This is a genomic window from Salegentibacter tibetensis (assembly GCF_020164485.1).
GTDB classification, from domain to species: Bacteria; Bacteroidota; Bacteroidia; order Flavobacteriales; family Flavobacteriaceae; genus Salegentibacter; species Salegentibacter tibetensis.
This window is the reverse complement of record NZ_JAIQZA010000016.1, coordinates 61,639-81,713: the sequence shown is the minus strand read 5'-3', so window position 1 is coordinate 81,713 and position 20,075 is coordinate 61,639. Positions and strand designations below refer to the sequence as shown.

Sequence of the window (20,075 nt, the reverse complement as noted above, 5' to 3'; positions counted from 1 at the left end):
AATGGAAAAAGAGAATTTTTTAATTGCAGAGTACACATCTATCGCAGAAAATTTTAGAATTTATCAGTCGAATCGATTAAACCTAATATTATTGGCTATCACAGCAGTAGGTGCAATAATGTTAAATGGAATTGAGAATGATTATATAATACAATTATTTTCTTTACTTCTTCTTTATATAATAATTGGTTTTCTAGTTGTTATTGATAAAATATTTATGAACAGGCTTAGAAAATATACGCTTAGGCTTTCTGAAATCGAAAAAAAATTTCAAGTTACAGATGGTTACGCTACGACTCGTCTAAAAAACCCTGAAAGGAAGCAAGATGCAACTACAAAAACTATTCGCCATTTAATTCAGACATTAACTATTATCATAGGATTCTTCTCAATCTTTATTTTGATAAGGCTACCTAATAATATAATCGAATCTATAAAATTAGAATATGGTATAATCTTAATCCCTATTGTGTTAACTGCTCTTTTATACTACATTGTAACTACCCAGGTAAATACTAAGCACTTAGATATAACTCGGTAAACAAAAGCATACAACGTAGCGCAAATTGACGAGAATATTTTGAAGAAAATAATTAACTTCACCAACAACCGGGTCTAAGCCGACAAATTTGCGGCCAGTACTCCACCATCTTGTGTTATTCGAGACCGTTATTGGCAATTAAAAGAAATGACAATGGAACTAACCATTTTATTCGAAACCATAAAAATTGGATTAGTTGTTCTAGCGGCTTTTTTCACATATTATAAGTTTTTTAGAGAAGGCTCACATAGACAAAGAATTGAATTTGATATTGATTTTCAGAATCTAGGAGTAAAGAATTCCGACAGAATCATTGAACTTGGAGCAATAGCAGAGAATAAAGGAAATGTTGAGCAAAAGTTTAAAAGTATGAGGCTAAGAATTCGGGGAATTGATAAGGATTCTGAATTAAAGGAACTGGACAATTATAAACCTCGACTTGCTTTCCCTATTGATTTAGAAACTAATTGGGAAATGATACCGGAAAAGTTTAATTATTTTTTCGTTAGGCCAGGAGTAAAACAGAGATTTCCCATTGTAACAAAAATCCCATCAAATTGGACTCATATTTTGGTGAAAATCAGCTTTAAATACAAAGGGACTAGAGATATTCATACAACTGAAAGAGCATTCCGAATAGGTAATTAAACTAAAAACCACTAACAATTCAAGGATTTTGGTCCGTTTTAAAGTTGTCACAGTTTGATGAATTTGAAAGCCGAGATCACTTACTTTGTATATACTTCCTCGTTATCTACCATATTTTAGAAAGAAAAAAATGAACAAATTTCAAGATCAACTAACACAAAAATGGGTAAAAGTAACTGGAAGAAAAATAGATCTCGAAAAACATAAATGGCTAATTGGACCAATTGGAGCAACGGATATCATAAAAGATAAATTCATTAAAGATTTAGCATCTAAAGAAAATTTAGAAATAATTAGAAATGAAAAAGATACAGGTCTTTTGGAATCAATAGAGGGAATTGGTATTTCAAATGATGAAAAATGTCGACTGAAAAACTCTGTCGTTGATTTTTATGAAAACACCTCTAATTATAATTTTGAAATCTGGTCAGAGTGGAAAGGATTTTTTAAGCCGTTTGGAGGCTTATTAGTTATTCTTTTTAGTAAAAGATTACAACAACTAAACTTACCATTAAGTTCTTTAGATTCAGCAAAAGGATTAAACAGTGAAATAATTAAATTAAAATCTAAAGAAGATAAAAAGACAAAGTGGACTATATGGTATAGAAAATTAAAAAGCTCTGGAGATGTTATTTACTCCGGAGTTTATACAACCTGTAAAAATCCGAACTACAAAAATCCATTGTTAAAAGTAGTTTTTCCTTTACCAAATGGCAATGCTTCAGTAGTGATGAAGAAGGAAGTCTTAGAAGATGGCTCTTTACTATTAAGTTCAGATGGAAGGAAGTTTGGTGATAATGGGTTCTATTTTACCTTAACCAACCATAAAGGACAATATTGGGCAAAGTTCGTAAAAGCTATGCACGAATGGATAAAGGTCTATGAAGATGAAGAAGGAGTATTAAGAGCTGATCACGTATTAAACTTTTATGGTATGAATTTTTTAAAACTACATTACAAGATGACAGAGAAAAAATATGCTAACCTTAAAGTCGAGCGAGTATAAATTATGCTATACTTTCCTTAAAAGCCCATCTTAGGCTGTATAATCTTCCTATTTTTATTTTTTCAAAAAGAGAAACAGTAAGCCTCTATGCGCATCATTAATGCCCACCAAAACAATCTCAAAAATATTTCTTTAAGCATTCCTGAAAACCTATTGGTTGTGGTAACCGGTTTATCGGGTTCCGGGAAATCATCCCTTGCTATGGACGTTATTGCAAATGAAGGATACCGCTATTTTTTGGAGAGCCTCCCGGCATATAACCAACAAAATGCTCAGTTAATTCCCACCGCTGAAGTGGATGATATAGAAGCCTTACCACCGGTTATCAAGGTGGAGCAATCGAAGCGCTTCCAGTCTATTAATGCCACTTTTGGCACCCTGTCTGAGCTCGCTGCTGTCTTCAGAATTTTATTTGCCCGATATTCTGGATCGGAGACTATGAGCAAGTCGTTCTTTTCTTTCAATCACCCAAAAGGAGCTTGTGAGGCTTGTCATGGTATTGGGGAGGCAGAATATATCGACCTTGATAAGTTGATTGGAGATGAAAATAAAACCCTCAGGGAAGGGGCCATTACCACTACCTTACCTAATGGTTATATCGTCTATTCTCAGATCACGGTAGATGAATTGAATAAAGTGTGCCAGGCACATGGTTTTAATGTAGATATTCCCTGGAAGGAGCTTACAGATGAACAAAAAGATGTGGTTTTAAATGGAAGTGATCGCATTAAAGTTTTCTTCGGAAAACATACTTTGGAATCCCGGTTAAGATGGGAAGGCTTAAAGGCAAAGCCCCGGGAAGAAGGCTATTATAAAGGCATGCTTCCTATTATGAAAGATATTTTAAGAAGGGATCGTAACCCGAACATCTTAAAGTTTGCCAGTTCCAGCACCTGTCCGAAATGTAAGGGCGCGCGGATTAAAGCTGAACACCTGAAATATAAATGGAAAGGTCTGAACTTTCAGGAATGGATGGACCTTCCCTTAAACGACCTATACAACAGGCTGAAAAGCCAGGACCTGGTTGCCGGGGAACAGGTTTTGGTTGATAAGATCTGCACGCAGTTGTTCGATCTTATACGATTGGGAATGGAGGAATACCGGTTGAGTACCCCAAGTACCGATATTTCTTCCGGTGATGCGCAACGTATTAAATTAATCAGGCAGGTAAACAGCAGCCTGCAGGGTATTCTTTATGTATTTGATGAACCTTCCATCGGTTTATCTGAAGATTACCAAAATTATTTATTCCATATTCTCGATCGATTGATAAAACGGGGCAATACGGTTATGGTGGTAGAACACCACTTGAACTTTATCAAATCTGCAGATTGGATAGTCGAATTAGGTCCGGCTGCCGGTGATTTTGGAGGAGAAGTGATTTTTAACGGACCGACCCGGGAATTTTTAAATGCGGAAGGCTTATCGAGTCCCACTTTAGCTGAATTACAAAAAACAACATCCAAATCTGATACGGAACTTAAACGGGAACCAGAGGATTCATTTCAGCCGCAACCGGGGGAACTGACTGTAGTGAGCAGAAAAACCTCTCAAATACTGCAAAAGCTTTCGGAGTATGGTGAAGAAAAGAACTTAAAACTGCTGACGGTATCAGATCAACCCATTGGGAAAACGCCCAGAAGCAATCCTGCTACTTATACCGGCTTAGCCGATAAAATACGTGATCTACTGGCTAAATCCCCGGAAGCTAAATCCCTGAAACTGGCAAAAGGAGCCTTTTCTTTTAATAACAAGAGCGGAAGATGTGAAGCCTGTGAAGGTGCGGGTGTTATCACCCTCTCTATGAATGTTATGGGCACTATCAACCAGATTTGTCCCACCTGTAATGGAAAGCGTTTTAAGCCTGATGTACTGGAAGTACATTGGAACAATAAAAACATTGCAGAAATCTATAATCTGAGTATAGCGGAAGCTTATGATTTCTTTTCAGGGGAGAAGAAAATCACCAAAACCCTGTCTTTGATGCTGCAATTGGGCCTGGGTTATATCAAACTTGGCCAGCCCTCCAACACCTTATCTGGAGGTGAAGCTCAGCGTATTAAACTCACTAAACATTTTGCCAAATCAAAAAAGACGCTTTTATTGCTGGAAGAACCCAGTATTGGATTGCATCAGCAAAATGTGAGGCAACTGCTAAAAGCTTTGCACCAGCTCAAAAATCAAACGGCCGGTATTATTTGTTTTGAGACCAATCCACTTTTTCAATTCTCTTCCGATACTTTGGTAGATAATTTCATAAAAGCCGAAGCGCAGGCTCTAAAAGAAGCACCGGATCAACGCAGGGATACGATCTCCATAAAGGGGGCTCGAACGCATTACCTTAAAGACCTGGACATAGACCTGCCAAAAAATCAATTATCTGTGATTACAGGGATTTCCGGTTCGGGTAAATCCTCTTTGGTGATAGATACCCTGCATGGCTACGGACTACAGGAAATGACCAAACAATTTTCGAGTTATCAGCAGTCCAGGGTAGGGGTGAATTTTCAATTTGAATTAGATCATATTGAAGGGCTTAGCCCTACCATTTGCGTTACACGTAAAGAAAAGAGCTTTACAGAGCGTTCTGATATCGCCAAACAAACGGGGATAGATAAAATTTTGCGTTTTGCCTTTTCCAGAAAAGCGCAGTACGAAGGAAAGGAATTATCAGCAAGTCATTTTTCTAATAATCACGAACTGGGAAAATGTGCCATCTGCGATGGTATGGGGCAGGAATTGTTGCCCGATTTGAATAAAATAGTGCTGGATCAAAACAAGAGTATTGCTGATGGACTCTTTGAACACAACAAATCCCTGTCTTATTACGGACAGGCGAGTAGCCAGTATATGGCAATCGTAAAAGAGCTGGGTGCCAAATATGGCTTTAGCCTGGAAACACCCTTTACGGAGCTGACCGATAAACAAAAAGACATACTGTTTAATGGGGCCGGGGAAACAGTATGGAAAGCCCAATGGGTATATAAGACCAAAACCAGGGAAGGTATTCAGGCGATTAGCATGCAATGGGAGGGGCTCTTCCACTACTTAAAAGAAGAATATTATAAAACCCGGAAAAATAAAAATATCGAGAAACTAAAGGCACTTTTCTCCCTTGCGGAATGTGGCGATTGTGCGGGAAGCGGATTAAAGCCGGAACGACTGGCTTTTCAAATTGGAGGAAAAACCATTCACGAAATCAGGTCAATGGATTTTAAAGCTTTGGAAAACTGGCTTTCAGCTGATGATAAGCGGGAGGAGATGGATCAAAAACTCATCGCTAACATTCAACCTCATTTGATCAATACCATTAAGCGGGCAAAGCAATTGCATATTGATCACCTGCAACTCAATCGAAAATCCACCACGCTTTCCGGCGGAGAAAACCAGCGGGTAGCACTTATCAAGCAGTTAAACTCACCGCTGAAGGGCATTACCTATCTTTTAGATGAACCTTCAGCAGGATTATCTAATGACAATATCCCCGACCTGATCAGCATTCTAAAAGAACTTATTGCAAAAGGCAATACGGTGATCGTGATTGAGCATAATAAAGAGATTGTCCTGGCGGGAGATCAATTGGTTCAACTTGGGCCTCAGGCGGGTAAGTTGGGAGGATATATTACTTTTCAGGGAAGCCCACAGGATTATTTGAAGCGAAAAGATTGTCATCCTTTTTTAAAAAAACCTTCCAAAGCTATCGAGTTAAAAGGAGCAAAGAAATCTATTTCAATCCAAAAAATTTCTAAACACACCTTAGTAAAAGATGCGCTGGAAGTGCCTGTTGGAGGAATCACAGCTATTAGTGGGAAATCGGGAATAGGGAAAACCACTTTGGTGAAAGACATTTTGATTCCGAGCATTCAAACGGAAAAGCCGGTAAATTGTGAAAGCATAAAGTTCCGGGTGAAGTATGCAGAAGCACATTATTTTGAGTCTAAAAAACTAAGAGCCCATGCGAATACCTTACTCGTATCTTATCTAGATCTGCTGAAAGAAATAAGCAAGATCTTTGCAAGTGAAACAAGACTAAAACTTCGTGACTTTTCTTATAAAACCAAAACAAGTCAGTGCCTAAATTGTAAAGGCAAAGGCTATTTGGAAACCAGCCTGGATGTAGTCGCCAATGCGATCGAAAAATGCGAAGTGTGCAAGGGGCAACGCTACCAGGCGCATATATTGGAACATACTGTTAATTCAAAAAATATTGCTGAGGTACTTGCCTTGAATCTCATGGAATTAAAGAAATGGTTAGAGGAGTTAAAGGCACCTGTCAAAACCTTGGAATTCTTAGATCAGTTGGAGGAGATCGGGTTGGCGCATCTTAGACTAGATCAGCCGGTACAATCCCTTTCTTCGGGGGAGAAGCAACGATTATTGTTATTGAACTGGCTTCAGGACCAAACTGCCAATGCCCTTTATATTTTAGATGAACCCAGCACAGGACTGCATTATGCTGATATTGACCTATTGTATGCGATACTAAAAAAACTCAGCGAAGCCAATGATATTCTGATTATTGATCATAATCCGTATTTGTTGGGGAAAATAGGGGTAGGGGTTGTTTTGGAATAAGTTCTTTATTGACACTATCCCGCAAAGTGTTTAAAGTTATAATAAAAGGGGTTGGACTTTTTAAAGTCTGTCCCTTTTTTATAGATCATAAAGAACTGATTTAAGATAATGCCCCAGTTCTCAGGTAACATTTTTGGCAATTCTGTATATACGTTTTCCACACTGTCAACCATTCTCACGTTTAGGAACAATCATCGTTAATGGAATCATTATGATCCCTGGGAACTGGGATTTGCGATTCCCCGAAGGAAGTGCGGACCTTTTTTTACCAAAGCCATTGCGGGTATTTGGGTTCTTAGACTTCCGACTTTTATTATAGACTAAAGGCCTCTCGCTTTACTTATCGTCATCATCGTCGTCGGCGTCATCGTCATCGTCGTTTACTTCATCATCATCGTCATCGTCGTCATCATCATCATCATCATCATCATCGTTGTCGTCATCTTCATCGTCATCTTCGTCGTCTTCATCATCGTCGTCGTCATCGTCGTCGTCAACTTCATCGTCATCTTCGTCGTCTTCATCATCGTCGTCGGCGTCATCGTCATCGTCGTTTACTTCATCATCATCGTCGTCATCGTCGTCGTCATCATCATCATCGTCATCTTCGTCGTCTTCATCATCGTCGTCGGCGTCATCGTCATCGTCGTTTACTTCATCATCATCGTCGTCGTCGTCCTCGTCATCGTCATCGTCATCGTCGTCATCGTCGTCGTCTACTTCATCATCGTCATCATCGTCATCATCGTCATCCCGGTTACCTTCATCATTACCGTTACTGTCATCATCATCATCATCATCATCGTCGTCGTCGTCATCCCGGTTACCTTCGTCATTACCGTTACTATCGCCATCATCGTCATCATCACCATGATCGTCATCATTATCGAAAGTATAGCCGTATTGGTTTACCATGCGGTTGTCAAAACATAGAACTTCCATTTTTACATATTTTTTGACACCTGCAGATAAATTGATATCTAAGGGTAAAGGTGTATCTACAATAGCAGCAAAAAAGTCAGAACCCCCGTTGTCATAAGGGGAAATCCAAATTATTTTCTCATTTGCATTTAAAACAATAAAATATTCCAGAGAGTAAGTGCCCGGATCCAATTCAAAATCTGCAGATTCGTCAGTAAAATATTCATCCACTCCATCTCCATCATTATCGGCTGAATTTATAGTTACTTTTACAGGATCTTCTATAGTGCCCACTACGGCTGAACCATTTTGGGAGAGAGCCACTTTCACGTAGGCAGGTGCGTCTTCTGAGCATGCCGGAATATCTTCTAATGCTTGTTTAAGAGAGGTTCTATTTGCAGCCATATCATTTAAAAAAACTGAAAATGACAATGTAGCTTTAGCGGTTTCTCCAATAAGATTGTCATCATCCTTGCTGCAGGAGGTTAAAAGCATGGAAAATACGGCAAGAAAACTGAAATATAATTTTAAATTTTTCATAACAATTTTTTTAAAAAAACACCTATTAATTTAAGGATACTTATCCATCATGAATTATAAACAGGATAAAATTTTAGGTTTTTTACAAAATTTTATGAATTGTTTGTAGTATGCAAGTAGTTGGCATGCAGTTGTATACGGTGTAAATTTCTTTTTTTTGGATATAATTGAGGGGGAAGAAACTGCACTGATCCTAAATCTAAGAAGTTTTAATGTCAGCTTTCCCTTTAACAGGGAAATAATTAAAAATCAAAAATTATTTATGATAAAAAATGTCAACTAAAATACTGATATTAAACGTTTACTAAATTAGCTAACACTATTCCACAAAGTCTGAGCAAAATGGGATCTCATTGGCATTCCCCATTTATCTGAATTCTTTCTCCAATTCTAATACTCTACCATCATCGTTGGGCTTGAATGATTAAAAGTATAATTATGTAAAGTTTTGAAGTGGCAGTCTAAACAAACAACCTTAGATTTATTAGTGTCTTGGTAGAATAATTATAAAAGTTGTGCCACTTTTTTTATTGCTTTTTACTTCTATTTCTCCCTTATGGCCATCTACTATTTGCTTTATGATATATAAGCCGAGTCCATAACTATCCTTTTTGTTAGGATCTCCGTTAGTTTTAGTAAACTTTCCTTTAGAAATCATCTCTTTAATACTCTCCGGCAGGAGTGGACCTTGATTGTGAACCTTAAAGAATGCCTTATTTCCTTTAGCTGATATACTTACTGTAACAGGACCTCCCGGTTTTCCATGACGCAAGGCATTAGTGATTAAATTGGTCATTAATTGATCCAGCCTTATAATGTCCCAATCCCCCTGTACAGGACCGGGAGATTCTAGGATTATTTCGGCTTCGGGGTAACCCAACTGCAATTCCTGAACAATCTTCTCACTTTGTTTTGAAAGATCAACCGGGGACGTATTTATCGTCATACCGTTTCCTAAACGCAAATTGGTAAGTTCCAAAAGATTATTTATCAATTCTGTCATACGTTTTACACTGGAACCCGAACGCCCAAGTAAGGATTTTTCCTTTTCAGATAAATTTTTAGATAACTTAAGAATTGACTGCACGCCCGAAATGGCAGCAAGAGGATTGCGCAAATCGTGCCCTAAGATACCCATAAACCAATTCTTACTTTCATCTACCTGATGCTGAAAGCGTTTTATTGAAATCATCCATAATTCGTCAATGGACTCATTAAAACGTATCATATCCTGAAAATCAGTTTCCAAATTCTCCGCCTTATTATTCGCTTCCCAAAGTCGCAATATACTTGCCCTGAGAGCTCTAAATTCAGAGCTCAATTCCATAATGTCAAAACCTACATCTGCCCGCTGTAAACCATGTTGGTTGGCAGCCTTGCTTTCACCAGACGGGATAACTTTATTCCCTTTTGATTTTTCTTCCTGCTGGGCATCAGTTTGCGATGCCTCCATGTTTGCTACAATGGAATCGAGCATTTGTTTGATGTGATCCCGAACCTCCTTCGGTTCCAGTTCGTTGACTCCACTAATATTTTCCTGGGCAAACTCCACCCATTCGTTAGTGATATCTTCTTCATGGTGCTTAATAAAGTCAGCAAATTTCATATAGATAGCCTTAGTATTTTTTTTAATATAAAGCTTTGAAAAAGAACCCTGTACCAATTTAGATAGAATTAACAGCTACCCCGTTGGTAGCCCACCAAATTGAAAGCCATTTTAGAATTTCATATAAAGGCAATTCTTGTATACCTTAAACAAAATTTAGAAAAATATCATTCAGGGTACAGCTTTTATTCCACCATTTTTAATTTAGATCTTAACGTGGGGTGGGCATTTCAATATCTGTCTAAGATAGAGTCTGATCCTTTTTTCATAGCTGGCAGCAAGTTTAAGGTATGTACTACCTTAAATAGGTTAATTAAAATCACTCCAGCTTCAATATAATTTGATTAAATTTATAAGGATACTATGGAAATAAAGCATCCTTATGGAACCAAACCTATCGATTGATGATACTTCTACCAATAATTGCACTGAAATTTAAATTTTATGATAAAGTCATTTTTAATAAGTGTGTTTTTATTAATCCCATTATTGGGGTTCTCGCAACTAAACGACAGTCTGGCAGAGCCAATTATCCCAATGGATAAGGAAAGCTTCTTAAAAGATATAGATTTCACATTCGATATGCGCATGTCGTTTAGGGCATATAAATTTAGGGGCGGTGACCAGTATTACAATGGGATGCAGTTTCAAAATGGGTTTACAGCTCTTGGAATTTCCGGGAAATTACACGAAAAGGTGAATTTTCGTTTCAGACACCGCTTTAATAAAGGCGGCGATGTGCAAAGCCTGGACCAGCTGGGCAACAATATCGAAATTGCTTACATTGATATTAAAGCCAGTCCGTTACTAAATATTAGACTTGGAAAAATGAATCCGTTTTACGGTGGTTATGAATACGAGTTCAGCCCCATGTATGTTTTGGAATATAATGATATTTACAGCAATGCCCTTGCATTTGTCACGGGGGCCGGAATTACTTATCAGGCTTTTGAAAATCACGTATTCGGGTTGCAGGTCTTAAACTCGCGTACCATGCTTTATGAGGACCTTTACGGCGATGTGATTGCAGAAAATATTCAGGAACCGATCTGGCCGGTATCAATTGTTGGAAACTGGCGTGGAAACTTTTTTGATGGAAAATTAGAAACCATTTATAGCTTGAGTTATGGCAATGAAGTTAAAAATAGAGGGACCTATTTTTTTACCTTAGGTCACAAATACCAAAACCATAATCTGACCATTATGTATGACTTTCATTACAGCTACGAACAGGTCGATACAAAAGGCATTATGACCAATCTTCTCGCTGACGGTACGTTGGCTGAGAATGTGATGTATATTGAGAACTGGTTAAGAGCAGAATATCGCTTCAGCCCAAAATTCAAAGGTTTATTAACACTTATGACCAGCAGTGGCTATGATGACGTAAATTTGCAAAATGACCACTTGAGAACGAGCTATGGAATGATCCCTACCCTTTATTACAGTCCATTTAAAAACATTGATATTCGGTTTTTCTTAGCTTATCTCGGCAGGTATTATGATTATTCAAGTTATGCCAGGGAAACACTTGGCGCATCTAATTATAACAGAAATGAACTTAGAGTTGGCGTTATTGCTCCACTATTATTACTGTAATAAGATCAGCATTAAATTTAATAAGCCTTCAGAAATTATAATGAATCCCCGCACAGACCCAAGCCTGTATTAAGTCACTGCACGAATATGCCACTTCCTTCCAATTAAAAAGCTTGAATATCCTTTTAAATATTGAATGATTTCAAAATATTTGATTAAACAAACGTTAATAAATTTTAAATAAATTATCTTTACAAAATATTTTATCGATAATACACATAGTTTTATCGATAAAAGATAAAAAATATAGCTGTACAGGTAGTGTGTTTGTAGGAATACTTCACTATTTCACCATATATATTATCTTTTTCAATCGAAGATTTTAAAGAAAGGAAAAGTTTATACTTCGATTCAGGGATTTTATCCAAACCATTAAAAGTAAATAATCTTAAAGGGGTGAGAGAAAACATACTGATGACATAGCTATGTTAAAGTGTTGCCATTTATTAAATTAAATTTGAAAAAAATTTGCGCTGGCAGTACACTTATCCTATTTTAAAAATTCATTTACCCAAGTCGGTACATTATAATTTCAACCTATATGTCAGAAATATTCCCAGGGAATAACATGTCCAGCCTTTCACTTGAGCAACTCGTAAAAGAATTTCGATTTGTTATTGACCTGATGCCACAAATGGTGTGGGCCACTCAACCAGATGGCTATCATGATTTTTATAATCAACGCTGGTTTGATTTTACCGGCCTCTCCTATGAAGAGACAAAAGATAAAGGTTGGTCCCTTGTGCTTCACCCAGACGACTATGAAAGGACTTGGGAGGTATGGCAAAAATCCCTGGAGACAGGTGCCATCTACGAAATCGAGTATCGCATGAGAAAATTTGATGGTACATATATTTGGTTTCTCGCCCGCGCCCAACCCCTCAAGGATGAAAGCGGTAAAATTATCAAGTGGTTTGGTACCTGCACAGATATTCAGGAGCAAAGAGAAATTCTGGAAGAGCTGGAGCAAACCAAAAAAGAACTTCATATCTCGAACAAAGATTTGAACAATTCTAATAAAGAGTTAAGTCGAATTAATCTGGAACTGGATAACTTCGTATATTCTGCATCGCACGATCTGAAAGCACCATTAAACAATATTGAAGGGCTTGTAGCGCTTCTGGAACCTTCTGAAGAAATTGAACCGAATCAAGATGAAGTACTCCCGTTGATAGGTAAATCTGTAAAGCGTTTTAAAGAGGTTGTTAATGATATGACCTTGATAGCTCAAACAGCTAAAGATAACAATAGCATTCCTAATATAGATTTTCAGGTGCTGTTAAGCGAAATTCAAAGTGACCTTAGTCATCTTATCAACTCAACTGGCAGCCTTATAAACCTTGAGTTAGAGATTAAGTATATGCAATATCCAAGAAAGGAAATTAGAAGTATTTTATTTAATCTGATCTCTAATGGAATAAAATACGGGCATCCCAATCGCCCCCCTTTAATTAATGTACGCACTAAACTCACTCCTGAAGAAATTCTTATCGAGGTTGAAGACAATGGCAGTGGGATTGAGGCAGAATACCTTCCGGAATTATTCGACAAATACTTCCGTATCAAATCTAACGTCGAAGGATCGGGATTAGGTTTGTTTATTGTGAAACGGATGGTAGAGCACAGGGGTGGAAGGATAGAGGTGAAAAGTAAAGTAGGAAAGGGTTCTGTTTTTTCGGTATTTCTAAAGCCTCGAAAGTAGCCTAAAGCAAGAAAATGACTGATTGGGGGCTTGCCGTCAGTCTGCCCTTTTTTGCTATTTACACAGTTTATGAGATAGGCCTAAATTTAAAAAAGAACTTCTTCAAAGGAGATATCTTCGCCCGCTAGTATGAACACCTTATTTTTAAGGCTGGAAGTATTAGCCTGAAGCTTTCGATAGTAATCTGCGTACTCATCATCAGGCTCTTTTAAACCGAGAAAAACCAGGTCTGCTTTACGGCTTGATTCGGCAAGAATTTCGGGAAAACTTCTGTCCCCTGCTATAATAAATTCATAGCTGGCATTGGAGCGCATTTTGTCGATCATTTCTACCAGGTTTTGTTCAGCTCTTATTTTGGCAGGTTCGTTAGGCACCACCATTTTGATGGTAAGATTTGCATCTGTCCATTCCACACTTCGTTGCAGCATATGAGCCATCAAGATCATAAGAGCTCCATTTAACTTCAATCCTCCCCACCAGAGATCAATTTTTTCTTTGGGATTCGCGCTGTAATCATCCTCCATATCCAGGATCATCACGTTGCGCTCTGCCCGGAAGAAATAGTTAATCATATCGCAGTAATCGGGTAAATGGCTTTCTACTCTGGTATCTCCGAGTATAATAGTATTGGGGACCAGGCTTCCCAGACCATAATGATCTACCATTGTTTTAGCCCCGATATATGGATTGGCTGCCGGGACTATACGTACCAGGCTGTAAATCCCTTTCTTAGAAAGAAATTCCCTGGTATGCCGCTCCAACTCAATTAGTCTTTTCTTACGAATATCCTTTTTGGTGAGAACGGTTGCTACTGTCATTAAAGCTTTTTGCTGCACAAAACTATTTGCCATAGCTATTAAGTGCCAGCGGCTTAAAGGAGCTCCCGATAGAACCAGGAAATGCGGACGCCAATTTTTGGGATCGGCAACTTCCCCAAGATGCATAATGCTGGAGCGGATAAGGCTTAATCGAATTCCGCGACCAACTCCGCCCCAGGTTTTCTGAAGGTTCCTGCGTCTAATCCAGAAGAAAATGGCAGATACGAATACAGCGGCAATAAAAGTGGCCAGCGGATTAATAAGTATCATAGCACTTATGCAACCGGCTGCACCTAAAAGAGAAAAGAACCAATGAACCTTAAAGCGTGGTCGAAAGGAAGGGGACTTTAAAATATTTTCAACTCCTGCAGAGATATTAAGCACGCCATAAGCTGTAAGAAAGAACATAGTTAACACAGGGGCAATCATGTTTAAATCTCCCAGAAGTACAGCGGTTATTGTAAAGATAAGCGTAAAAAGAGTACCCATTCTGGGAAGGTTTTCTTTCCCGCTGCCCTTGCCTAACCGCGCCATAACAGGCGGTAATACCCCATCGCGAGCAAGCGCCTGCAATACCCGTGGCGCAGCCATAGTGCTACCAAGAGCGCTGGAAAGGGTAGCGCCCCAAACCCCAATTAAAATAGCATCACCCCAAAAGGCGATCCTGCGCATAATCATTGGGTCTTCTATCAGGCTAAGAGCATCTGCACGTGTAGCAAGGATAACAGGTAATCCCATATAGACTATATAACCAACACCTACCGCCAGGAAAGTACCCTTAGGTATCGATTTACCAGGATCTTTTAAGTCACCGGACATGTTAACCCCTACGTCAATACCCGTTACTGCAGGAAAGAAAACTGCAAAAACTACCCAGAACGGAACTGAATTTTCTGGAGATGCGCCCCATAACTCTATTTCCGTAGATTCTATGGGGTTGCCAAAAATCAAGGAAATCAAGGAAATACCAATTGCGATAAGAATGAAATATTGCACCCTGCTGGCGGCCTTGGCCGATACTAAAGCTACCCCGGAGACAAAAAGAATAGCAGTTACTGCTATCAGTTTTTCATTTAACTGAGGAAATACCTGAACGATACTTTCAGCAAAACCTACGGTGTACATGGAAACAGACAGGGCCTGGGCCAGGTACAACGAAATGCCAACAGCGCCGCCGCTCTCAATCCCAAGGGAACGGCTTATCATATAATAAGCTCCTCCTATCTTTACCTGTTGATCTGTGGCTATAGCCGCAAGGGAAAGTGAGGTGAGGAAAGTGATGGAGGTAGCCAGGGTGACAATAATAAGGCTTCCCATTAAGCCTACATTACCTACCACCCAGCCAAACCGGAGATACATGATTACTCCGAGTATGGTGAGAATAGATGGCGTAAATACACCCGCAAAAGTACTGAGTCCAGAAGCCTTTACCGGGCTTACCTTCTTTTTATTTTTGTTTTCCAAATAATAGTGAAATAGCCTGCTTCAAGATAGAAAAGGATTTTTAGAGACAAAACAAAAAAGGGAATAAATTACTTGGTGATTTAAAATTTTAGTGACGTAAACTGCCGTTTAATCTTGGATTATATATCAAGCAACTTTGAGATTCATTCTTCTTTTTTCTTTAACAACTCGGTATAATCTTATGTTAATCAATTGATATTAGGCTGCTTATTTTTTAAATTGAAGGTGATTAATAACCAAAAAAATAAAATTATGAGTATTGTAAAAGTAATTGAGGTTATCGCAACTTCAGAAAAAAGTTTTGATGACGCAGTTAAAAATGCGCTTATAGAAGCAAGTAAATCTGTAAAAAATATCAAATCTATTTATGTGAAAGACATGAATGCGAAAGTCAATGACAACCAAATAATCAGTTATGGGATAAACGCAAAAGTGTCGTTCACCATTTCCAAATAAGATTAGGTATATAGAAATTATTTAAAAAGGAAGATAAATGCAATAAAATTTGTCTTCCTTTTTTTATTACTGCTTTAGGGTGAAAAATTGCCTGTTTCGAAATTAATAACCGCAACTTATGACCAAAAATAAAAAAGACAGTACCCGTGAGGAAAACCAGGAATGGATAGATTCGCTTACTTGGATCATTGAGAATAAATCAATTGAGAGAGCAGAAGAATTACTTCATATTTTACAGGAAGAAGCTAAAAAGCATGATATTGAACTTCCTGAATCGCTTATTACGCCTTATGAAAATACGATTTCAAAAGATAAGGAGAAAGAATATCCCGGCGATTTAGAGCTGGAAGAGAAACTCCTGGCTTATATCAGGTGGAACGCTATGGCTATGGTGGTTAAGGCAAATAAGGCAGATCCCGGTATTGGAGGTCATATTTCTACTTACGCCTCTATCGCCCAGCTATGGGAAGTAGGTTTTCATCATTTCTTTAAAATTGATGAAAATAAGGTGGCAGATCAGGTTTATTTCCAGGGCCACGCTTCACCGGGTATATACGCCAGGGCTTATTTAGAGGGCCGACTAACTAAAAAGAACCTGGAAGAATTTCGTCACGAAATACAATCTGAAAAAGGTCTTAGTTCCTATCCTCACCCACATTTAATGCCAGATTTTTGGAGCAATCCCACGGTCTCTATGGGCTTGGGCCCTATCCAGGCTATTTACCGGGCCCGTTTTAATAAATACCTCTATAATCGAGAACTTATTGATGAAGATAACAGCAAAGTCTGGGCATTTATAGGAGATGGAGAGATGGACGAAGTTGAAGCCCGTGGAGCAATTAATATCGCTTCCAGGGATAAACTGGACAACCTGATTTTTGTAATAGATTGCAATTTACAGCGATTAGATGGTCCCGTTCGGGGTAATGCGAAGATTATTCAGGAATTAGAAGGATTGTTTAAAGGCGCCGGATGGAATGTGATTAAAGTACTCTGGGGTAAAGAATGGGACAAGCTTATCGAGGAAGATAGCAGCGGAAAACTCCGTAAGAAATTAAATAAACTCACCGATGGCCAGCTTCAAAAATACGCTTATAGCGGTGGGGAATTTCTTCGGAAGGATCTATTTGAAAGTGATGAAGATCTAAAAAAACTGGTGGAAGACTATTCAGATGAAGAGCTGAAAAATTTTAAACGCGGGGGCCACGATTCAGAAAAAATTTATAGCGCCTATAAAGTTGCAACAGAAACTAAAGAAAAGCCTAGCATAATCCTGGCCCAAACAATTAAAGGTTACGGTCAGGGTAGTGCTGGTGAGGCCAGTAATGTCTCTCACAAAACCAAAGAGTTTGAGGAGGATCAACTCAAATATTTCAGGGATTTTTTCAAGATCTCAATTTCGGATAAAGACCTGAAGAAAATTCCGTTCCTCAAACCAGAAAAAGATAGTGAAGAATTAAAATACCTTCAGAAAAAAAGGGAAGATTTGGGTGGTTACATTCCGCAGCGAAGTGATAAAAGTTCAGCTTTAAAAGCTCCGGATTCAAAGATATTCGAGAACTTTTTAAAGGGCTCCGGTAAAGATGAGGTTGCTACGACAATGGCTATGGTTCAGATTCTGGGGAAATTGATGAAGGATAAAAATCTGGGTGAACTAATAGTCCCAATTATTCCTGATGAATCCCGGACTTTTGGAATGGAGTCCCTTTTTAGACAGGCAGGTATTTATGCCCCGCATGGTCAAAAATATGATCCCGTAGATGAGGAAAGTTTACTTTACTATAAAGAGGCTAAAAACGGCGCTATTATGGAAGAAGGGATTACGGAATCTGGTTGTATGGCTGAATTTATTGCTGCAGGTACTACTTATCTTACTCACGGCATTAATACCATTCCGTTTTACTTTTTCTACTCCATGTTTGGTTTTCAAAGAACCGGGGATTTAATGTGGGCCGCTGCAGATGCCGGTGCAAAAGGTTTTTTAATGGGCGGTATTTCAGGAAGGACCAGTATTCCGGGAGAAGGATTGCAGCATCAGGATGGGCAAAGTCATTTATACGCCCTGGCATTTCCTAATTTGAGGGCTTACGATCCCGCTTTTGCTTATGAATTGGCGGTAATTGTAGAAGAAGGAATTAAAAAAATGTACATAGATAAGGAGGATATTTTTTACTATGTCACGATTAGTAACGATACTTATCCTATGCCTGAAATGTCTACAGATTTAGATAAAGAAGCAATTCTTAAGGGGCTTTATAAATTTAAAAAATCCAAATCACGTAAAAGAACCAGAAAAGCTCATTTATTTGGTAGTGGCGCTATTATGAATGAGGTGCTGGAAGCTGCGGCAATACTGGAGGAAAAGTTTGATGTGGGTACCGATATTTGGAGTATTACCAGCTATAAGGCTTTATATGACAATGTTATTGATACCGAACGCGACAATCGATTAAAAGGCCAGGTGAACAAGGAGCAAAATTATATTGAGCAGCAGTTAGAAGGTGAAAAAGGGTCTTTTGTGGCTGCCTCAGATTACGTTAAAGCCCTTCCCGAAAGCCTGGCTGCTTATTTTCCTGATGAGCTTATTAGTTTGGGAACCGATGGTTTTGGTAGAAGCGATAACAGGAAAGCACTTCGGGGGTTTTTTGAAGTCAATGCAGCGCATATTGCTTATGCAGCGCTTTACGGACTGGCTAAACAGGAACAAATTAGCCTGGACGAATTAAAAAAGGCTGCTAAAAAATTAAAAATAGATCCACAAAAAACCAATCCAAGAACGGCGTAAAAATCTAATTATGGCAAAAGAAATAAAAATACCACAAATATCAGAAGGCGTAGATACCGCAACTGTTTCTGAAATCCTTGTTTCCAAAGGTGATAAAATCAAAGAAGATCAGGGGGTAATTGCAGTAGAAACCGATAAGGCTTCAACCGAAATTCCTTCTAATTTCGCCGGAACGGTTAAAGAAATAAAGGTGAGTGAAGGGGATGAGGTAAGTGTAGGAGATGTTATTATCATTCTTGAAGAATCCGATGATGATTCAGCCGACGAAAAAGAGAAAAAAGAAGCTTCGGAAGAAAAAGAAAACCGGGGAAAAGAGGAAAAGCAGGAAAAAACTTCAGAAAAAAAAGAGAAAAAGGGAACAAAAGATAAAAAGAAGAAAGAGACTTCAGAAGAGAAAAAAGAGGAAGACGAAAGCGAGGAAAAGTCCGGTACGGAGGAAGATGAAAAGACTGAAGAGAATAAAAAGGCATCTGAGAAATCTAAAAAAGATGAGACTGAAGACAAACAATCTTCAAAGGAAGTCTATGCATCTCCGGGAGTACGCCGCCTGGCCCGTGAACTGGTAGTGAATATCCAGGAAATAGAAGGCAGCGGGGATAGCGGTAGGATAACCGAAAAAGATGTAAAAAACCATAAAGAAGGTGGCGGAGAAAAATCTGTTGCCAGGCAACTAGAACTACCCGATTTTACCAAATGGGGTGCAGTAGAAACAAAACCCTTAAATAATATTAAAAAAATTACTGCCAAAAATGTGCTGGAGTCCTGGCAATCTATACCCCACGTTTTTCAATTTGGGGAGGCAGATATTTCGGGAATTGAAAACTATATAGAGGATCACAAAGAGAAGGTTGAAAAAGCGGGGGGAAAGCTTACGCTTACGGCTATACTTACCAAGGTGGTAGCTACGGCCCTGCATAAGTTTCCAATGTTTAACGCCAGTATAGATATGGATAAGGAAGAAATGATCCTTAAAAAATATGTGAATATCAATATTGCGGTGGCTACAGATAAAGGCCTGCTGGTGCCTGTAATAAAAAATGCCGATCAAAAAAGTATCAAAGAACTATCGGTAGAAATCTCAGAAATAGCTCAAAAAGCACGGGATCAAAAACTTTCAAAAGAAGACATGGAAGGGGGGAATTTTTCTATTTCTAACTTAGGTGGTATTGGAGGCACCAATTTCACCCCCATAGTTTATCATCCGCAGGTTGCGATCCTGGGTGTTTCCCGGGCAAGTATAAAACCTGTTTATATAGAGGATAATTTTGAACCTCGCAGCATACTTCCGCTTAGTTTGTCTTATGATCATCGTCTAATTGACGGGGCAGATGGCGCATCTTTTATGAATTGGATGGTTAAAGCCCTGGAAGATCCATATGAAGCATTATTGGGGTAATCTTAAAAATATAAGAAA

The 20,075-nt window shown here is 38.6% G+C and carries 12 protein-coding genes and 1 pseudogene; 9 read left to right on the top strand and 4 right to left on the bottom strand.

Features of this window, described 5'->3' with window-relative positions; translation table 11 throughout:
* Nucleotide 1 precedes the first annotated feature (1 nt).
* The 4 genes from LB467_RS10170 (at nucleotide 2) to LB467_RS10155 (ending at nucleotide 6,770) form a co-directional block, all read left to right on the top strand.
* On the top strand, nucleotides 2–541 hold the full coding sequence (locus LB467_RS10170) for a hypothetical protein (RefSeq protein WP_224473929.1): 540 nt from the start codon (nucleotides 2–4) through the stop codon (nucleotides 539–541).
* Between the two features lie 153 nt (nucleotides 542–694).
* Nucleotides 695–1,189 carry a hypothetical protein gene (locus tag LB467_RS10165; protein ID WP_224473928.1) on the top strand — a complete coding sequence of 165 codons (495 nt, stop codon included), beginning with the start codon at nucleotides 695–697 and terminating at the stop codon, nucleotides 1,187–1,189.
* A gap of 130 nt (nucleotides 1,190–1,319) precedes the next feature.
* The gene (locus LB467_RS10160) at nucleotides 1,320–2,195 is read left to right on the top strand and encodes a hypothetical protein (protein WP_224473927.1); all 876 of its coding nucleotides are present in this window, start codon (nucleotides 1,320–1,322) and stop codon (nucleotides 2,193–2,195) included.
* Between the two features lie 87 nt (nucleotides 2,196–2,282).
* Nucleotides 2,283–6,770 carry an ATP-binding cassette domain-containing protein gene (locus tag LB467_RS10155; RefSeq protein WP_224473926.1) on the top strand — a complete coding sequence of 1,496 codons (4,488 nt, stop codon included), beginning with the start codon at nucleotides 2,283–2,285 and terminating at the stop codon, nucleotides 6,768–6,770.
* 137 nt (nucleotides 6,771–6,907) lie between these two features.
* Here LB467_RS10155 and LB467_RS19585 read toward each other — a convergent pair.
* The 3 genes and pseudogenes from LB467_RS19585 to LB467_RS10145 form a co-directional block, all read right to left on the bottom strand.
* A pseudogene (locus LB467_RS19585) lies at nucleotides 6,908–7,094 on the bottom strand (transposase); the annotation flags it as partial.
* Between the two features lie 12 nt (nucleotides 7,095–7,106).
* The gene (locus LB467_RS10150; RefSeq protein WP_224473925.1) at nucleotides 7,107–8,231 is read right to left on the bottom strand and encodes a hypothetical protein; all 1,125 of its coding nucleotides are present in this window, start codon (nucleotides 8,229–8,231) and stop codon (nucleotides 7,107–7,109) included.
* Between the two features lie 484 nt (nucleotides 8,232–8,715).
* Nucleotides 8,716–9,837, bottom strand: coding sequence for a sensor histidine kinase (locus tag LB467_RS10145; protein ID WP_224473924.1), 1,122 nt, complete (start codon nucleotides 9,835–9,837; stop codon nucleotides 8,716–8,718).
* Nucleotides 9,838–10,281: 444 nt separating this feature from the next.
* Here LB467_RS10145 and LB467_RS10140 point away from each other — a divergent pair, with 444 nt between their 5' ends.
* Complete coding sequence (locus LB467_RS10140) at nucleotides 10,282–11,436, top strand: porin (RefSeq protein ID WP_224473923.1); 1,155 nt, start codon at nucleotides 10,282–10,284, stop codon at nucleotides 11,434–11,436.
* Between the two features lie 541 nt (nucleotides 11,437–11,977).
* Complete coding sequence (locus LB467_RS10135) at nucleotides 11,978–13,138, top strand: sensor histidine kinase (protein WP_224473922.1); 1,161 nt, start codon at nucleotides 11,978–11,980, stop codon at nucleotides 13,136–13,138.
* Between the two features lie 86 nt (nucleotides 13,139–13,224).
* Here the strand turns inward: LB467_RS10135 and LB467_RS10130 are convergent, their stop codons facing one another.
* Nucleotides 13,225–15,420 (bottom strand): APC family permease, encoded by a 2,196-nt coding sequence (locus LB467_RS10130; RefSeq protein ID WP_224473921.1) that lies wholly within the window; start codon nucleotides 15,418–15,420, stop codon nucleotides 13,225–13,227.
* Nucleotides 15,421–15,672: 252 nt separating this feature from the next.
* On the opposite strand from LB467_RS10130, the gene LB467_RS10125 reads away from it, so the two are divergent.
* The 3 genes from LB467_RS10125 to LB467_RS10115 all read left to right on the top strand — a co-directional run bounded on the left by LB467_RS10125 (nucleotide 15,673) and on the right by LB467_RS10115 (nucleotide 20,057).
* Entirely contained in the window at nucleotides 15,673–15,876 is a 204-nt protein-coding gene (locus LB467_RS10125; RefSeq protein WP_224473920.1) for a dodecin family protein, read from the top strand.
* 118 nt (nucleotides 15,877–15,994) lie between these two features.
* Complete coding sequence (gene aceE / locus LB467_RS10120) at nucleotides 15,995–18,661, top strand: pyruvate dehydrogenase (acetyl-transferring), homodimeric type (protein ID WP_224473919.1); 2,667 nt, start codon at nucleotides 15,995–15,997, stop codon at nucleotides 18,659–18,661.
* A 10-nt stretch (nucleotides 18,662–18,671) separates the two neighbouring features.
* The gene (locus tag LB467_RS10115; RefSeq protein ID WP_224473918.1) at nucleotides 18,672–20,057 is read left to right on the top strand and encodes a 2-oxo acid dehydrogenase subunit E2; all 1,386 of its coding nucleotides are present in this window, start codon (nucleotides 18,672–18,674) and stop codon (nucleotides 20,055–20,057) included.
* Nucleotides 20,058–20,075 lie beyond the last annotated feature (18 nt).